A 17093-nucleotide genomic window follows, 5' to 3' on the forward strand; every position below is an offset into this window, starting at 1 on the left:
GAAAGTGCATCAATCATCACAAGGAGTGAAAGTCCTCTGTGCGAACAGTAGAACTGACAGCACCCAAACCACCCGCATAAGCGACAAAACCCGCCACATGCGTTCGTCCCACGTGTGTGTTTTCCCCTCGGCCCCTCACGGACAGCCACCCCCGCCGCAGAGAAGTCCCGGGCGGGCGCGGGCGCGTCACACCGGGCGGAGGACCCCCTTGGTGCGCATGAGGAACTCCGCGAGGAACCCGTCGTGCGGCATGTCCGGCCCGCTGTCACAGGTCGGCGACGCGCCGAGGTGGAGCGAGCCGATGGTGGGCTCGGCCAGCAGCGCGTCGATCAGCTTCTCGTCCTCCGTGACGGCGGTGACCACCAGGGATCCCCGCAGGGGCGCGATCCCGGCCTCCCGGTGCCACGGGGCCACCCACACGCAGGGGAAGGGCATCTCCACGCCGAGCTGCGGGGCGTCCGGCCCGCCGGCCTGGTGCACGGCGGGGCGCAGCACCGCGCTGCCGTCGCCGAGCTCCTCGACGACGCCGTCCGCGCCCAGCCAGGCGGTGGTGCCGGACGCCTGCTCCCGCAGGTGGCGTTCGAGGGCGCGGGCGGTGTCCACCGGCTGTACGGGCAGCGTGGCCCGGTCGTCCTGCGGGGGGAGGCCGGGGATCGCGGCGAGCCGTTCCGCGACGGCCTCCGCCAGCGGCGCGGGGTCGCCCTCGACCAGCACCGCCGTGGCGTTGACACAGCCCGTGCCGCCCTCGCGCACGACGGAGTCGACGACGAGGCCGGCGCGGCGGGCAGGGTCCGCGTCCGGGTCCGCGTCCGCGGTGAGCAGGATCTTCGAACGGCCGGGCCCCTGCGCCAGCACCCGTGAACTCCCGGCGTACCTCCGCGTCACGTCGTCGCCGCCGTAGACCACGCCGAGGTCGGCGCCGTCCAGGACGGCGTCCGCGACCTCGTGGGCGGTGGGCAGCAGGACCAGGTGGTCGGCGGGGAACCCGGCGTCGCGCAGGGCGGTGACCAGCCGGTGGGGGGTCAGCGGCTCGCGGGTGGAGGGGCGTACCGCGATCCGGTAGCCCAGGGCGAGGGCCTGGAGCCACAGGGTGTGGACGCCGGGGTGGTTGCCGGCGGCGTGCACCGCGAGGACGTCGCCGCGGCGGGTCCACACCGCCCGGCCGGTGCGGGTCAGCGGGTCCCGCCAGTCGTCCACCGCGGCGGCCGGGCGGGCGAGCCGCACGGCGCGGTGGACGTCGGCGGCGGCGCGCGCGGTGTGCGCGGCGGCCGCCCGTACGACCGCGACCGGCAGCCCGGAGACCCTGCTGACCAGGCGCTGGTGTTCCTCCGCGGGCAGTCCGGCGACGGTGCCCGAGGCGAACGCCTCGCCCGCCCGGGCGATCGCGGCCACCCGCTCGTCCTCCGGCATCTCCGTCGCCCGGCGCAGCGCGGAGACGGCGCGGTCGACGAACAGCCTCGGTACGAGGCCGAGTTCCGCGACGGGGCGGCCGGTGACGTCGGTGACGGTCGTACGGGTGCGGGGCCGGTAGGCGCCGGCCGGTCCGAGGGCGTCGAGCGGGAGCGGTCCGCCCACGGTCAGTACACCCCCTCGATGACCTGGGTGTCGTCGAACGTCGCGACCGGCGCGACGTCCGCCACCGCGTCGCCGCCGGAGCCGTTCCGGGGCTCCGTCCGGGTGGCCTCGTCCCGCTCCAGGTTGTTGGGGAACAGCGCGGACCTGCTGACGTGGTGCATGACGACCCGGCCCCGCTCCCCGTAGGGCACCCGGCGGCCGGTCTCCGGGTCGACCACCGTGTAGGTGATGAACGGCGACAGGGTGTCGAAGACGCACGGGTCGTCGTCGCCGAGCCCGGGGCGTTCGTTGGCCGATCCCAGGGCCATCGTGCTGCCGTAGTTGCCGATCAGCCGGGTGCCGGGGAAGACCTCGGTGCGCAGCAGGTACCGGGTGTCGGCGTCCATGCTGGCGCCGCCCCAGATGATCGTGTCCACCTTCCGGTTCACCAGCTCGACGAGCTCCTCGCGCCGGGCCAGCCGTTGCAGCAGCGGCGGCGTGGTCATCAGGAACCTGACGTCCTGGGTCCGCAGGATGTGCCCGGCCTGCTCGATCACGTGCTCCGCGTAGGCCCGGGCGTCCTCGGCCCTGCCCTCGGCGATGAGCCGTTTCACCCAGCGGGGGTCCATGTCGAGGGTGAAGACGACGCTGGAGCTGCGCTGGGCCATCCGGGTGGTGAACGGCCCGGCCAGGTGGGGGCCGCTGGGCATGATGTTCAGCCAGTTGCCCTCCGGGACGACGCCGTGTTCCTTGAGGCTGTCGGCCCACAGACCGAGGTTGCGGGTGAGCCAGTCCTCCAGGAGGACCACCTTCTTCGGTGCCCCGGTGGTGCCGCCGCTCTCGTACACGCCGACCGGGCGCGCGTCCCCGTCGTACCCGCGGGGGACGAGGTCCTCGACCCGGACGTCCCGCAGCTCGTTCACGATGTTGGGGAAGAGCGACAGGTCGTCGAAGGTCCTGACGTCGGTGCGCGGGTCGAATTCCAGGGACCTCGCCCTGTCCAGCCAATAGGGGGATCCGGTGTCGGGGCCGAAATGCCACTGCATGGCCGCCCGTACGAACTCGTCGGGGTCCCGCAGCTGCTCGAAGTCGTGCGACATCACGGTTCCGCCTTTCCACGGTCAGGCAGTGCCTGACGACGAGGCTGGATCACCGATGCTAGGCGGGGAGTGCGCGGGGCGCCGCTCGGAGCGGCGGCGTCCGGCTGCCTCGTAGTAACGCCCGGACGTATGCGTCGTAACACCCGGACGTATGCGTCCCGCCCTCGCCCGAGGGCCCTGAACACCCGGAACACCGCCGAGCGAGCCCGGGGCACGGCGGTTCCCGCACCGCCGACAAATCTCCGTCAGCGCACGTCACCCCTTTGTCAACTTTCTTGCCGCGTCGTATGCCCCCCGGCGAAGCTATTCGCTGTTTCCCGGAATTGCGGATCCGGCAATTGCGGCACGCGACGCCGCTGGAATTCGCGATTCCGGGAAAACGACCCGCCACGCCTGGTCGGGTGCCGCGGTGGCGCTGGGTTTCCGTGCGGCACCGCTGTCCGGAACCGCTCCCGACGTTCTTGAGGGTGTCATGACTGCAACGCCGACCGGTGCTCCTTCCTATGCGCGCCGTTGCGCGCACGCGCTCAATTCGCTGCATGCGATTCCGTACTTCACCGACGACCTGGCGAAGGAACTCGCGCCGTCCGGGGTGACCGATCCGACGGGCGTCTACCTCGCGAGCCGGGTGTCCCCGCTCGGTGTCGTGGACGCGCCGGTCGTGACCGCCGTCTGCAACGCGTTCGCGCCCCGGTTCGTCGCGGAGCGGATCCCCGCGCTGTGGGAGAAGGTCTCGCCCGAGCGGGCGATCGAGGCGCGGCTGAAGACCGCCGGCGCGGCCCTGGAGCGGCTGCTCGGCGCGGACGTCGTGCGGTCGGAGGCGATGGCGGAGGCCGCCGCGCTCGCCGGTGCCGCGGCCTCGGCCGGCCGGTTCCCCGGGCGGCCGCTGTTCGCCGCGAACGCGGCCCTGGACGTGCCCGGGGAGCCGCACCTCGCGCTGTGGCACGCGGCGACCCTGCTGCGCGAGTACCGGGGTGAGGGGCACATCACCGCGCTCGCCCACGCCGAGCTGACCGGTGTCCACGCGCTCGTCATCGACTGCGCCAGCGACCTCGGCATGTCGAAGCAGATCGTGATGCCCCAGCGCGGCTGGACCGAGGAGGAGTGGGCGGCCGCCGAGGAGGAGCTCCGCGAGCGCGGCCTCGTGGACCGCGACGGCGCGCTGACCGCCCGCGGTACCGCGGTCCGCGAGGAGGTCGAGCGCGAGACGAACCGCCTGGACCGGGCGCCGTACGCGCTCCTGGGCGACGCGGACACCGAGCGGCTGGCCCTGTACGTCCACGGGCTCGTCAGCGCCGCGGGCCGCGCCGGGGCGTTCATCCCTCAGCTGCTGCCCTTCTTCGCCCCCGACACCGACGCCTGGAACAAGCTCTGACGCACGCTCCGTCACGTCGCCACCCCAGCCCCAGAACTCCCAGAGAACGCCAGAGAAGAGGACCCACCATGACGTCGGCGGCAATATCGGGACCCCCGACCGCACTGTTCTCCCCCGCGTACTACCAGGACCCGTACCCCACCCTGACCTGGCTCCAGGAGAACTCCCCGGTCCACGAGTTCCGCTTCCCGGTCGGCGACGTGCCCACCTGGATCGTCACCCGGTACGAGGACGTCAAGGCCGTGCTGGCCGACCCCCGCTACAGCGCGGAGGCCGCCACCTACGCCACCCCCGAGTTCAAGGCCGCCGGCCTGGTCGCCGCCGAGGGGACGATCCTGGAGCGCGGCATCGCCGTCGTCGACCCGCCCCACCACACCCGGCTGCGCCGCCTGGCGATGAAGCCGTTCACCACGCGCCGGGTCCAGGAGTGGCGGGAGACCGTGCGCGCCATCGTCGGGCGCACCCTGGAGGACTGCGCGCGCCGCGAGCGGTTCGACGTCATGGACGACTACGCGGGCGAGGTCGCCGCCAAGACCCTCGGCGAGATCCTCGGTTTCCGCATCGAGCGCCACCGGGAGCTGGTCGAGGCCCTCAACCAGGCCTTCCCGTCCGACCCGGCGCTGATCCACGAGGCCGGCCCCGCCTTCGGCCGGATCTGCGAGTACTCCGCCGAGCTCGTCGCGGAGAAGCGCCTGCACCCCGGCGAGGACCTCACCTCCGCGCTGATCCAGACCAGCGACGACGACGGCGACCGCCTCGACGAGGACGAGCTCGTCGGCATGGTCGCCGCCATGATCATGGGTGGCAGCGACACGGTCCGCGGGTTCATCGGCAACGCCGTGCTGGCCCTGCTCGACCACCCGGACCAGGCCGACCTGCTCCGCACCTCCCCCGACCTGGCCGGCAACGCCGTCGAGGAGCTGCTGCGCTACGACGGCGCGCTCAGCACCGCGCTGTTCCGCGTCACCACCGAGGAGATCGAGCTGGCGGGTACGAAGCTGCCCGCCGGGGCGCCCGTGATCGCCGGGCTGCTGGCCGCCAACCGCGATCCCCGGCACTTCCCCGAGCCCGAGCGGCTCGACATCGCCCGTACCGGGAAGCGGCACGTCGGCTTCGGCCACGGCCTGCACAACTGCATGGGCGCGGCCCTGGCCCGCCTGGAGGGCGAGATCGCCATCCACGCCCTGGTCGAGCGCTTCCCGAAGCTTGCCCTGGACGTCCCGCGCGAGGAGCTGCGCTACATCGACAGCTGGGCGATCCGCCGGCTGACCGCGCTGCCGGTCACCGCCTCGGGCGCGTCCCGGGCCTGAGCGCAGCACCGGTCCGCCGAGGCGCGGCGGAACCACCGCCCGCGCCCCGGCGGACCGCCCACCAGCCGATCGCCGGAGCCGCCGTAACCACCGGCCGGGGTCCCGGCCCGAAGGAGAGCCACCATGCGAGCCACCGCCCACGTCGACCGGAACCTCTGCCTCGGTGCGGGGCTGTGCGAGGTGATGGCCTCGGAGCTGTTCCGGCTGGACGCCGAGGGCATCGCCGTCGCCACCGCGGACGCCTCCGGGGAGACCGGCCCGGACCGTCTCGAACTCCTGCGGGACATCGCCGACTGCTGCCCGACCGGCGCCATCACCGTCACCACGACCGACGACTGACCGACGACCGACCGGCCACGACCACCCGGCCGGTCCGAGAAATCCATCACGGGGGAGAGAGATGCCAGCAGAAGCCATGGACACGGACGTCGTCGTCGTAGGCGCGGGCCCCGCCGGGCTCATGCTCGCCGCGGAACTGCGCCTCGCCGGCGCGGACGTCGTCGTCCTGGAGCGCGAGAGCGATTCCCACGTCGAGTCCCGCGGCATGGGGTTCACGGCGCGCACCCTGGAGGTGTTCGACCAGCGCGGCCTGCTGCCCCGCTTCGGCGACCTGAACCGCTCGCCCGGCGGCCACTTCGGCAGCGTGCCCATCGACTTCGCGGTCGGCGGCGGTACGCACGCGAGCGTCACCGGCGTCTCGCAGGCGCGCACCGTCGAGGTGCTCGGCGCGTGGGCCCGGGAGCTCGGCGTCGACATCCGCCGCGACCACGAGGTCACGGGCCTCGCGGACACCGGCGCGCACGTCGAGGTGGAGGTCCGGACCCCGGCCGGCGAGGTGCGGCTCACCGCCCCGTACCTGGTCGGCTGCGACGGCGGCCGCAGCGTCGTCCGCAAGCTCGGCGGCTTCGCCTTCCCCGGCACCGACGCCACCGCCGAGATGCTCCTCGCCGACGTCAAGGACTTCGAGCTGCCCAAGCTGTGGTCGGGCTCGCGGCGCCCGGGCGGCATGCTGCTGGCCGCGCCGCTGGGCGAGGACACGATGCGCGTGGTGGTCTACGAGCACGGCATGACGCCCGTGCCGCGCACCGGCCCGCCCGCGTTCTCCGAGGTCGCCGAGGCCTGGCGGCGGGTCAGCGGGGACGACATCTCCGACGCCACCCCGCTGTGGGTGAGCTCCTTCACGGACGCGTCGCGCCAGGCGAGCGAGTACCGGCGTGGCCGGGTGCTGCTGGCCGGCGACGCCGCGCACATCCACCTGCCCGCGAGCGGCCAGGGCATGAACGTCAGCATCCAGGACGCCGTGAACCTCGGCTGGAAGCTCGGCGCCGTGGTCACCGGCGGCGCCGCCGAGGACCTCCTCGACACGTACCACGCGGAGCGCCACCCGGTCGGCGCGGAGCTGCTGAAGAACACCCGCGCGCAGGCCACGCTGTTCCTCGGCGGCGACGAGACGCAGCCGCTGCGCGACGTCCTCACCCAGGTGTTCCGCCGCGAGGACGCGGCCCGCTACCTCGCGGGCCTGGTCAGCGGCCTGGACATCCGCTACGACGTCGGCCCCGGCGGGCACCCGCTGCTCGGCGCGCGGATGCCGGAGACCCAGCTCGTCCTGGCGGACGGCGAGAAGGCCACCAGCACCGAGCTGCTGCACACGGCGCGCGGCGTGCTGCTGGTCCTCGGCGACGCCGAGGGCGCCGCGGTGACCGCGGGCGCCTGGGCGGACCGCCTGGACGTGGTGACCGCGCGGGCCGCCTACGCCCCGGAGCCCGGCGAGCCCGCCGAGCCCGACGCCCTGCTGATCCGGCCGGACGGATACGTGGCCTGGGTGAGCGGTGACGGCGACCTGGAGGCGGCCCTGCGCCGCTGGTTCGGCGAACCCGCCGTCTGAGCGCCGGCCGCCTTCCGCAAAGCCCGTACGCGGCGGGCCCGTACACGGCACGGACCGTACGCGGCGGGCCCGTACATGGCACGGCCCGTACGGCACGCGGCCCGTACACGGCGCGGCCCCGTACGACACGCGGCCCGCTCCGGCCGTACCCCGCCCGCCCCACCACTCAACGACCGAAACGACCGAGGTGACCATGACCGTCCCCGCCGTCCGGCTGTCCACCGCGCCGGAGATCAACCGCCCCGACGTGCACACGGTGTACATGAGCCACTGGTTCGTCGACGGCGCCGCGCAGGGTCGCGCCGTCCTCGACGAGATCGTGGACGCGTGGGAGCGGTCCCCCTGGTTCGAGGGGGTCCTCTCACTCTCGTGCTACCTGAGCACCGAGCACGACACCGTGCTGACGTACGCCCAGTGCGCGAACGACGACGTCTACCGCCCGTTCCTGCGCAGCCTGCCCGCCGGGCCCGCGCGTACCGAGCCGATCGCCTACCGCCCGCACCGCAGCGTGGTGCGGGACCCGGCGGCCGGCACGCCCGGCACCGTGGCCCTCGCCAGCTTCGACGTGGACGGCGCGGAGTGCCAGCGGCGCATCGTGGGCACCGTCGTGAACCACCTGGAGTCCGCTCCGGCGGAGGACCAGGAGGGCCTGATCGCCGCGCACTTCCACCTCAGCGTGGACGGCACACGGGTCATGAACTTCGCGGAGTGGACGAGCGACGAGGCGCACGCCGCGTTCCTCGACGGGGCCACCCGCCGCCGGTCGCTGCGGCTGTCCCTGGACACCCCGGGGGTCCGGCCCATCGGCTTCAAGCGCTACCACCTGCACCGGAGCCTCGGGGCCTGACCCCCGGCCGCCGGCCGCGGTGCCCCGGCGGGGAACTCCGCGGGCACCGGCGGGAAATGCCGGCGGGGAGAGGGCGCCGATTCCGTCGTCGGTGCCCGGCGCCCCCTCCCCGTCACCCTTCACCGGGCCGACCACCCAGACCCCCGGGGCCGCGCTCCAGCGGAACGCGGCCCCCGCGGCGCCCTCCACCGAGGGCGGACCGCACCGCACGAGAGAAAGGTTGTCCATGGTGGTTGCTCCGGCCAAGGCAGGCAGGAGGGAATGGATCGGGCTGGCCATGCTGGCCCTGCCCACCCTGCTGGTCTCGATGGACCTGACGGTGCTGCACCTCGCCGTCCCCGCCCTCACCGAGGATCTGCGCCCCAGCGGTACCGAACTGCTGTGGATCGTCGACGTCTACGGCTTCCTGATCGCGGGCAGCCTGGTCACGGCGGGCACCCTCGGCGACCGCATCGGCCGCCGGAAGCTGCTGCTCTTCGGCGCCGCCGCGTTCGGCGCGATGTCGGTCCTCGCGGCGTTCGCCAACAGCCCGGCCACGCTCATCGTGGCGCGCGGCCTGCTGGGCGTCGCGGGCGCGACGCTGATGCCGTCGACGATGGCCCTGATCCGCAACATGTTCCACGACGAGGTGCAGCGCTCGCGCGCCATCGGCATCTGGATGACCAGCTTCATGGCCGGCGCGACGCTCGGCCCGCTGGTCGGCGGCGCGCTGCTCAACGCCTTCTGGTGGGGCTCGGTGTTCCTCATGGGCGTACCGGTCATGGCGCTGCTGCTCCTCTTCGGGCCGAAGCTGCTGCCCGAGTACCGGGCCGAGGAGGCCGGCCGGGTCGACCTCGTCAGCGCGCTGATGTCGCTGGTGGCCGTCCTGGCCGTGGTCTTCGGGGTCAAGCGGGCCGCCGAGCACGGCGTGACGGTCCTCTCCGCGGCCGTCTTCGTCGCGGGCCTGCTGGTCGGCTGGGCGTTCGTCCGCCGGCAGCGCGGTACCGCCGAACCGCTCCTCGACCTGAGCCTGTTCAAGAACGCCCGGTTCAACCTCGCGGTCCTCGCGCTGGTCCTGAACACCGGCGTCATGATGGGCATCAACTTCTTCGCCGCCCAGTACCTCCAGCTCGTCCACGGCCTCTCGCCGCTGGACGCGGGCCTGTGGACGCTGCCGATGACGCTCGCGGGCATCCCCGTGGCGCTGCTGACCCCCAACCTGGCGCGGCGCGTCCGCCCCGCGTACATCATGGCCCTGGGCCTGCTGGTCGCGGCCGCCGGCTTCCTGATCATCACCCAGGTCGACGAGTCGGGCCTGCCCGTGCTGGTCTGCGGCACCGTGGTGATGTTCATGGGCCTGTCCGCGATGGGCGTCCTCGGCACCACCATGGCCGTGAGCGCCACCCGGCCCGAGGAGGCGGGCGCGGCGTCGGCCATCACCTCGACCGGCAACGAGCTCGGCGGCGCGCTGGGCCTCGCCGTCCTCGGCAGCATCGGCAGCGCCGTCTACCGGGCCGGCACGGAGGACAGCGCCGGGATCCCGACCGATCTGGCCGGGTCCGCCAAGGAGTCGCTCGGCGGGGCCGTGCAGGCGGTCACCTATCTGCCGCGGCAGGTGGGCGACAGGGTCCTGGAGGCGGCCCGGTCCGCGTTCCTGGACAGCCTGCACGTCGTCGCCCTGGTCTGCGCCGTCGTCGTGGTCCTGCTGGCCGCCGCCGTGGCGGTGCTGCTCCGCGACACCGGCCGGCAGGACGGATCGCAGGACGGGACGGACGGCGGGACGGGCAGCGGGACGGACGCCGGGGCTGAGGCCGCGGCGGCCGGAACCGGCGAGGACACCGCCGGTTCCGGCACCGGCGCGGACACCCCCGGTACGGCCGCCGGTACGGCCCCCGGTACGGCCGCCAAGGCGGGCGCCGAGGCCGTCACCTCGTGAGCGGGCCGGCGGCGCCCATGTAAGGCGCCCTTCCCCGGGCCGCCCGGCGGGACGCGCTCCCGCCGGGCGGCCCGGGACGGCACCCCGGTCACGCCCGTCACACCCGCCCGTACGAGCCCGCCCCGCAACCAGGCCACACAAGGAGCACGCACATGCGCATCATGTTCACCGTCCTGCCGGTCACCTCCCATGTGATGATCATGGCCCCGCTGGCCGCGGCGCTGCAGAGCGCGGGCCACGAGGTACGGGTGGTGACGCACGACCACCCGGGCACGGTCGCCGCGATCACCGGGGCGGGCCTGGCCGCGGTGCCCCTCGGCGCGCCCATCGACCTGGCCGGCGCCGTCCGGGACACCTTCGCGAACGAGACGCTGGAGGGCATCGCCCGGACCACCGGCGTGGACCCCTCCGACACCAACCTCTGGCCGATGATCCGCCACTACCTGGTGGCCTCGTACGCCATGTACTACCCGGCCGAGCCGACGGGCCCGGCCGACGCGACCGGCCCGGAGGCCCCCGGCGCGGCCGGTATCGCCGACGAGATGGTGGAGTTCGCCCGCGAGTGGCGGCCGGACCTCGTGCTCTGGGACCCGCTGTTCTTCCCCTCCCCGATCGCGGCACGCGCCTGCGGCGCCGCCCACGCCCGCCTGCTCTGGGGTCTGGACCGCTTCGGCTGGCTCCGCGCCGAGTACCTCAAGGGCCGCACCGCCGCGGGCGGCACGGAACCGGACCTCATGGCCGGCATGATGCGCCCGCTGCTGGACCGTTTCGGCGTCGCCTTCGACGAGGACCTGCTCGTCGGCCGGTGGAGCGTCAACCCCTGGCCCGAGCCGATGCGCCTGCCGCTGGACCTGGACTACCTCTCGGTGCGCCCCGTCCCGTTCAACGGCGTCGTCGCCCTCCCCGAGTGGCTGCGCCGCACCCCGGAGAAGCCGCGCGTCTGCTTCACCCTGGGCACCAGCGGGCGCGACCTCTTCGCGGAGAACGGCGTCTCCGTGCCGGACGTGTTCGCCGCCGTCGCCGACCTCGACATCGAGCTCGTCGCCACCCTCAACGAGGCCCAGCTCGCCGGCGTCGACAGCGTCCCGGACAACGTCCGCGTCACCCCGTACGTGCCGATGAGCCTGCTCCTGCCGACCTGCTCCGCGATCATCCACATCGGCGGGGCGGGCAGCTGGTCGGCCGCCGGGGCGCACGCGGTGCCGCAGCTGCTGGTGCCCAAGTCCGGTTCGGAATACCTGGACTTCGCCCGCTACGCGGCCGGCAAGGGCGCCGGCATCGTCATCGAGGACGCGCGGCCCACCGTCGCCACCCTGCGCGAGGCGCTGCTGCGCCTCCTCCACGAGCCGTCGTTCCAGGAGGGCACCGCGGCCCTCCGCGAGGACCTGGGCCGGCTGCCGAGCCCCGTGGAGATCGTCCCGGAACTGGAGGCACGCACCCTCCGCCACCGGAGCCGCTGACCCCACGCCCGGGACCCCCCCCACGCCCCCCGCGCCCACGCGCGGGAACCGGAAAGACAAGGAAAGAACCATGACCGCACCCGTCTTCCCCGACGTCGACCGCGCCGACTCCGCACTGGCGCTCGTCACCCCGCTCTACGTGGGCACCCCCGCGATCCAGCGCGCGGTGGCCGACGCCGTCCTCGCCGAGTGGACGGCCGCGCCCCGCCCCGAGGGCCTGCTCTCGCAGAGCTGTTACGTCAGCACCTGCGGCGAGAACGTGTGGACGTACGAGCAGTGGACGGGCCTGGACGCCTACCGGGCGTCCGGCCGCATGTACGAGCAGCCGGCGACGCTGCGCGGCCTCGGCGCGGACGGCGCGGACATCGAGCGCTCCGCCCCCATCGCCTTCCACCGCTACCGGAGCAACCTCTACGACACCACGGGCGTCCCGACCCGCATCGTGGCCCCCACCTTCGACGTCGACGGCCGCGCCGCCCAGCGCGGGATCATCGACGCGCTGCTCGACGGCCCGCTGGTCGAGGCGACCCCGGGGCTGCTCTCCGCGCACTTCCACTACAGCCTCGACGGCAGCCGGGTGCTGAACTACGCGGAGTTCACCGACGACGAGGCGCACCTGGTCTTCCTCGCCGACCCGACGGCCATGGGCTCGACCCAGCTGACCAACGACATGCCCGGCGTCCGCGGCATCGGCGGCAAGCGCTACGTCCTGCACGGCACCGTCGGAGCGGCACCGCTCGCCGGCTGACCCCCGCCCGGCCGCCCGGCCCCTGCCCGTCCCCGCCCGTCCCCGGCGTTCGTTCCCGGCGTTTCCGACCGTCATCGCAAGGAGGATTCATGAAGGCCCTGGTGCTATCGGGCGGATCGGGCACGCGTCTGCGCCCGTTCAGCCACTCCATGCCCAAGCAGCTCATCCCGATCGCCAACAAGCCGGTGCTCGAACACGTCCTGGAGAACATCAGGGACCTCGGCGTCACCGAGGTCGGGATCATCGTCGGCGACTGGGCACCGGAGATCGCGGACGTCGTCGGCGACGGGTCACGGCTGGGCCTGCGCGTCACCTACATACCCCAGGAGGCGCCCCTGGGCCTGGCCCACTGCGTCACGCTGGCCAGGCCCTTCCTGGGCGACGACGACTTCGTGATGTACCTCGGGGACAACATGCTCCCCGAGGGCGTCCGCGAGGTCGCCGAGTCCTTCCGGACGAGACACCCCGCCGCCGAGGTCGTCGTCCACCGGGTGCCGGACCCCCGGGCGTTCGGCGTCGCGGAGCTCGGGCCGGACGGCACCGTCGCGCGGCTGGTCGAGAAGCCGCGCGAGCCGCGCAGCGACCTCGCGCTGATCGGCGTCTACTTCTTCACCCCGGCCATCCACGAGGCCGTCGCCTCCATCGAGCCGAGCGCCCGCGGCGAGCTGGAGATCACCGACGCGATCCAGTGGCTGGTCACCCGGGGCGCCGAGGTCCGGGCCACCGAGTACCGCGGCTACTGGAAGGACACCGGCCAGGCCGCGGACGTCCTGGAGTGCAACCAGACGCTGCTCGCCGCCCTGACCCCCGGGATCCTGGGCGGCGTCGACGACGCCAGCCTGCTCGACGGCCGGGTGCGCGTCGAGCCCGGCGCCCGGGTGACGCGCTCACGGATCGACGGCCCGGCCGTCATCGGGGCGGGCACCGTGATCGAGGACTGCCACATCGGCCCCGACACCTCCATCGGCGCCGGCTGCGTCCTGCGGAACACCCGGGTCCGCGACTCGATCGTCATGGACGGCGCCGAGATCTCCGGCGTCCCCGGCCTGCGCTACTCCCTCATCGGCCGGAACGCCGTCGTCGGCACCGGCCCCACCGGCGACGCCTGCCACAGCCTGGTCGTCGGCGACCACACCCGTATCGAGGTGGCGGCGTGAAACTGCTGGTCACCGGCGGTGCCGGCTTCATCGGCTCGCACTTCGCCCGCACCCTCCTCGACGGCGGTCACCCCGGCCACGAGGACACCCGGGTCACCGTGCTCGACAAGCTCACCTACGCGGGCAACCGCGACAACCTCCCCACCGCACACCCCCGGCTCGACTTCGTCCGGGGCGACGTCTGCGACGCGGACCTCCTCCGCGAGCTGCTGCCGGGCCACGACGCGGTCGTCCACTTCGCCGCCGAGTCGCACGTCGACCGGTCCGTGGCCTCCGCCGCCGAGTTCGTCCGCACCAACGTGGGCGGCACCCAGACCCTCCTCGACGCCTGCCTCGCCACCGGCACGAGCCGGGTCGTGCACGTCTCCACGGACGAGGTGTACGGATCGATCGCCGAGGGCGCGTGGACCGAGGAGTGGCCGCTGCTGCCGAACTCCCCCTACGCCGCCTCCAAGGCGTCCTCCGACCTGATCGCCCGCTCCTACTGGCGGACCCACGGCCTCGACGTGTCGATCACGCGCTGCTCCAACAACTACGGCCCGTACCAGCACCCCGAGAAGCTGATACCCCTCTTCGTCACCAACCTCCTGGAGGGCCTGCCGGTCCCGCTCTACGGCGACGGCCGCAACGTCCGCGAGTGGCTGCACGTCGACGACCACTGCCGGGCGATCGAGCTCGTCCTCACCAAGGGCCGCGCGGGCCAGATCTACAACGTGGGCGGCGGCAACGAGCAGAGCAACCTGGACATCACCGAACGGCTGCTCGACCTGTGCGGGGCCGACGCGTCCATGGTCCGCAGGGTCGCCGACCGCAAGGGCCACGACCTGCGCTACGCCCTCGACGAGACCAAGATCCGCGAACAGCTCGGGTACGCACCGCGGATCCCCTTCGAGCGGGGCCTCGCCGACACCGTCGACTGGTACCGGACCAACCCGGGCTGGTGGAAAGCCGTGAAGCACGGCGGCGGGCACCCCGCCGACAGCGCCCGTGACCGTACCGCCCGACAGAGCCGAGAGGGGATCGCGTCATGAACGTCCACAAGGGACTGATTCTCGACGAGACCAAGAAGTTCCATCTGGACGTCCAGGACGACAGGCCCTTCGTCCCCGGCACCACCGAGATCTGGCCCGCCGGCGCGGTCCTCGACGAGGCCGACCGCACGGCGATCGTCGAGGCCGCCCTGGAGATGCGGATCGCCGCCGGGCCCAGCTCCCGGAAGTTCGAATCCCGCTTCGCCCGCAAGCTGGGCCACCGCAAGGCCCACCTCACCAACTCCGGTTCCTCCGCGAACCTCCTGGCGATGACCGCCTTCACCTCGCACACGCTGGAGGACCGCCGGCTGCGCCCCGGCGACGAGGTGATCACCGTCGCGGCGGGCTTCCCGACCACGGTCAACCCGATCATCCAGAACGGGCTCGTCCCCGTCTTCGTCGACGTCGAGCTCGGCACGTACAACACCACCGCCGCCCGCGTCGCCGCCGCGATCGGACCCCGCACCCGGGCCATCATGATCGCCCACGCCCTGGGCAACCCCTTCGAGGTCGCCGAGATCGCCCAGCTCGCCGAGGACCACGACCTGTTCCTCGTCGAGGACAACTGCGACGCCGTCGGCTCCACCTACGACGGCAAGCTCACCGGCACCTTCGGCGACATCGCGACCGTCAGCTTCTACCCCGCGCACCACCTGACCATGGGCGAGGGCGGCTGCGTGCTGACCTCGAACCTGGCACTCGCGCGGATCATGGAGTCGCTGCGGGACTGGGGCCGCGACTGCTGGTGCGAGCCGGGCGAGACCAACAAGTGCCTCAAGCGCTTCAAGTACAAGATGGGCACGCTGCCCGAGGGCTACGACCACAAGTACATTTTCTCGCACGTCGGTTACAACCTTAAGGCGACCGACATCCAGGCCGCGCTCGGCCTCACCCAGCTCGACAAGCTGGACGCCTTCTGCGACGCCCGCCGCCGCAACTGGCGCCGGCTGCGCGACGGCCTGGAAGGCGTACCGCACCTGCTGCTCCCCGAGGCGACCCCGCGCAGCGACCCCAGCTGGTTCGGCTTCGCACTCACCGTCGACCCCGGCGCGCCGTTCAAGCGCGCCGAGCTGGTGGACTTCCTGGAGGACCGGAAGATCGGCACGCGGCGGCTGTTCGCGGGCAACCTGACCCGGCACCCCGCCTACGCCGATGTCCCGCACCGGGTCGTCGGCGACCTCACCAACAGCGACATCGTCACCGAGCACACCTTCTGGGTCGGGGTGTACCCGGCGCTGGACGACGAGAAGCTCGACTACGTCGTCTCCAGCGTGAAGGAGTTCGTGGGGGCCCGTACGTGATCACCTACGCCGAGCCCGCTCCCCGGCGCACGGAGCCGGTGCTCAAGCCCCCCGTCGACCCCGACCTGCCGCACCGCGTCGCCCGCTCGGCCGCCGCCACCGAGGGCGCGGTCACACGCACCGCCGACGTCGCGGACTGGCTGGACGAACGGCGCCGTGCCCACCGCTTCGAGGTGGAGCGGATCCCCCTCGCCGACCTGGACGGCTGGTCCTTCGACGAGGCGACGGGGAACCTCGGACACCGCACCGGCCGGTTCTTCACCGTCGAGGGCCTGCGGGTGACCACCGGCGAGGGCCCGTCCCGGCACCGGTGGCACCAGCCCATCATCGAGCAGCCCGAGGTCGGCATCCTCGGCATCCTCGTCAAGGACTTCGGCGGCGTCCCCCACTTCCTGATGCAGGCCAAGATGGAGCCGGGCAACCGCGACCTGCTCCAGCTCTCGCCGACCGTCCAGGCCACCCGCAGCAACTACACCAAGGCCCACAAGGGCGCGGACGTGAAGTACATCGAGTATTTCACCGAGCCGGGCCGCGGCCGGGTGCTCGCCGACTCGCTCCAGTCCGAGCACGGCTCCTGGTTCCTGCGGAAGAGCAACCGCAACATCCTGGTCGAGGCCACCGGGGACGTTCCCGTCCACGACGACTTCGTCTGGCTCACCCTCGGCCAGATCGGCACCCTACTGCGGCGGGACAACGTCGTGAACATGGACGCGCGCACCGTCCTGTCCTGCGCCCCGCTCCCCGACGGCGACGGCCTCGCCCTGCACTCCGACACCGAGCTGCTGTCCTGGTTCACCGCCGAGCGCTCCCGCCACGACGTACGCGCCGAGCGGGTCCCCCTCGGCGGACTCCCCGGCTGGACGCGCGGCGAGTGGGCCGTCGAGCGCGAGGACGGACGCTACTTCGGCGTCGTCGGCGTCGCCGTACGGGCGGGCAGCCGCGAGGTCGCCCGCTGGACACAACCGCTGTTCGAGCCAAAGGGCCTCGGCGTCACGGCCTTCCTCACCCGCCGGATCGGCGGGGTGCCGCACCTGCTGGCGCACGCCCGGGTCGAGGGGGGCTTCGCGGACACCGTGGAACTCGGCCCGACCGTCCAGTACACGCCCGCGAACTACGCCCACCTGGCCGGCCCGGACCGCCCGCCCTTCCTCGACCTCGTGCTGGGCGCCGACCCCCGGCGGATCCGCTACGACACGGTCCACTCGGAGGAGGGCGGCCGCTTCCTGAACGCGGAGAGCCGCTATCTGTTCGTCGAGGCCGACGAGGTCCCCCTCGACCCGCCGCCCGGCTACCTCTGGGCCACCCCCCGGCAGCTCACCCGGCTGCTGCGGCACAACCACTACCTGAACGTGCAGGCGCGCACCCTGCTGTCCTGCCTGACCTCCGGGGCGGTACGACTCCGATGACCCC

The 17093-nt window shown here is 73.1% G+C and carries 14 protein-coding genes; 12 read left to right on the forward strand and 2 right to left on the reverse strand.

Translation table 11 applies throughout. From position 1 onward, the window contains the following. Positions 1–186: 186 nt before the first annotated feature. Together LUZ64_RS11060 and LUZ64_RS11065 are read right to left on the reverse strand one after the other, a co-directional pair. Positions 187–1575 carry an aldehyde dehydrogenase family protein gene (locus LUZ64_RS11060; RefSeq protein WP_095584970.1) on the reverse strand — a complete coding sequence of 463 codons (1389 nt, stop codon included), beginning with the start codon at positions 1573–1575 and terminating at the stop codon, positions 187–189. Between the two features lie 2 nt (positions 1576–1577). Next, positions 1578–2654: an AMP-binding protein gene (locus LUZ64_RS11065; RefSeq protein WP_095584969.1), complete on the reverse strand. Its 1077-nt coding sequence runs from the start codon at positions 2652–2654 to the stop codon at positions 1578–1580. A 472-nt stretch (positions 2655–3126) separates the two neighbouring features. On the opposite strand from LUZ64_RS11065, the gene LUZ64_RS11070 reads away from it, so the two are divergent. The 12 genes from LUZ64_RS11070 to LUZ64_RS11125 all read left to right on the forward strand — a co-directional run bounded on the left by LUZ64_RS11070 (position 3127) and on the right by LUZ64_RS11125 (position 17089). Beyond that, complete coding sequence (locus LUZ64_RS11070) at positions 3127–4029, forward strand: SCO6745 family protein (protein WP_095584968.1); 903 nt, start codon at positions 3127–3129, stop codon at positions 4027–4029. Positions 4030–4097: 68 nt separating this feature from the next. Next, entirely contained in the window at positions 4098–5339 is a 1242-nt protein-coding gene (locus LUZ64_RS11075; RefSeq protein WP_095584967.1) for a cytochrome P450 family protein, read from the forward strand. Positions 5340–5462: 123 nt separating this feature from the next. Further along, positions 5463–5678, forward strand: coding sequence for a ferredoxin (locus tag LUZ64_RS11080; protein ID WP_095584966.1), 216 nt, complete (start codon positions 5463–5465; stop codon positions 5676–5678). Positions 5679–5754: 76 nt separating this feature from the next. Continuing rightward, positions 5755–7224 carry an FAD-dependent monooxygenase gene (locus LUZ64_RS11085; protein ID WP_095584965.1) on the forward strand — a complete coding sequence of 490 codons (1470 nt, stop codon included), beginning with the start codon at positions 5755–5757 and terminating at the stop codon, positions 7222–7224. Positions 7225–7417: 193 nt separating this feature from the next. Further along, positions 7418–8071 (forward strand): antibiotic biosynthesis monooxygenase, encoded by a 654-nt coding sequence (locus tag LUZ64_RS11090; RefSeq protein WP_095584964.1) that lies wholly within the window; start codon positions 7418–7420, stop codon positions 8069–8071. Between the two features lie 226 nt (positions 8072–8297). Beyond that, positions 8298–9986, forward strand: a complete 1689-nt coding sequence (locus LUZ64_RS11095; RefSeq protein ID WP_095584963.1) for an MFS transporter — start codon at positions 8298–8300, stop codon at positions 9984–9986. Between the two features lie 152 nt (positions 9987–10138). Continuing rightward, on the forward strand, positions 10139–11446 hold the full coding sequence (locus tag LUZ64_RS11100) for a nucleotide disphospho-sugar-binding domain-containing protein (protein WP_095584962.1): 1308 nt from the start codon (positions 10139–10141) through the stop codon (positions 11444–11446). Positions 11447–11516: 70 nt separating this feature from the next. Then, positions 11517–12194 (forward strand): monooxygenase, encoded by a 678-nt coding sequence (locus LUZ64_RS11105; RefSeq protein ID WP_095584961.1) that lies wholly within the window; start codon positions 11517–11519, stop codon positions 12192–12194. An 89-nt stretch (positions 12195–12283) separates the two neighbouring features. Continuing rightward, entirely contained in the window at positions 12284–13351 is a 1068-nt protein-coding gene (locus LUZ64_RS11110) for a glucose-1-phosphate thymidylyltransferase (protein WP_095584960.1), read from the forward strand. Beyond that, positions 13348–14382, forward strand: a complete 1035-nt coding sequence (gene rfbB / locus LUZ64_RS11115; RefSeq protein ID WP_095584959.1) for a dTDP-glucose 4,6-dehydratase — start codon at positions 13348–13350, stop codon at positions 14380–14382. The genes LUZ64_RS11110 and rfbB overlap by 4 nt, the downstream gene beginning before the upstream one ends. Beyond that, on the forward strand, positions 14379–15683 hold the full coding sequence (gene rfbH / locus LUZ64_RS11120) for a lipopolysaccharide biosynthesis protein RfbH (RefSeq protein WP_095584958.1): 1305 nt from the start codon (positions 14379–14381) through the stop codon (positions 15681–15683). Before rfbB ends, rfbH begins: the two co-directional genes overlap by 4 nt. Further along, positions 15683–17089 (forward strand): NDP-hexose 2,3-dehydratase family protein, encoded by a 1407-nt coding sequence (locus LUZ64_RS11125; protein WP_372471962.1) that lies wholly within the window; start codon positions 15683–15685, stop codon positions 17087–17089. Before rfbH ends, LUZ64_RS11125 begins: the two co-directional genes overlap by 1 nt. Positions 17090–17093 lie beyond the last annotated feature (4 nt).

The organism is Streptomyces albireticuli (assembly GCF_021228125.1).
Classification (GTDB): Bacteria; Actinomycetota; Actinomycetes; order Streptomycetales; family Streptomycetaceae; genus Streptomyces; species Streptomyces albireticuli.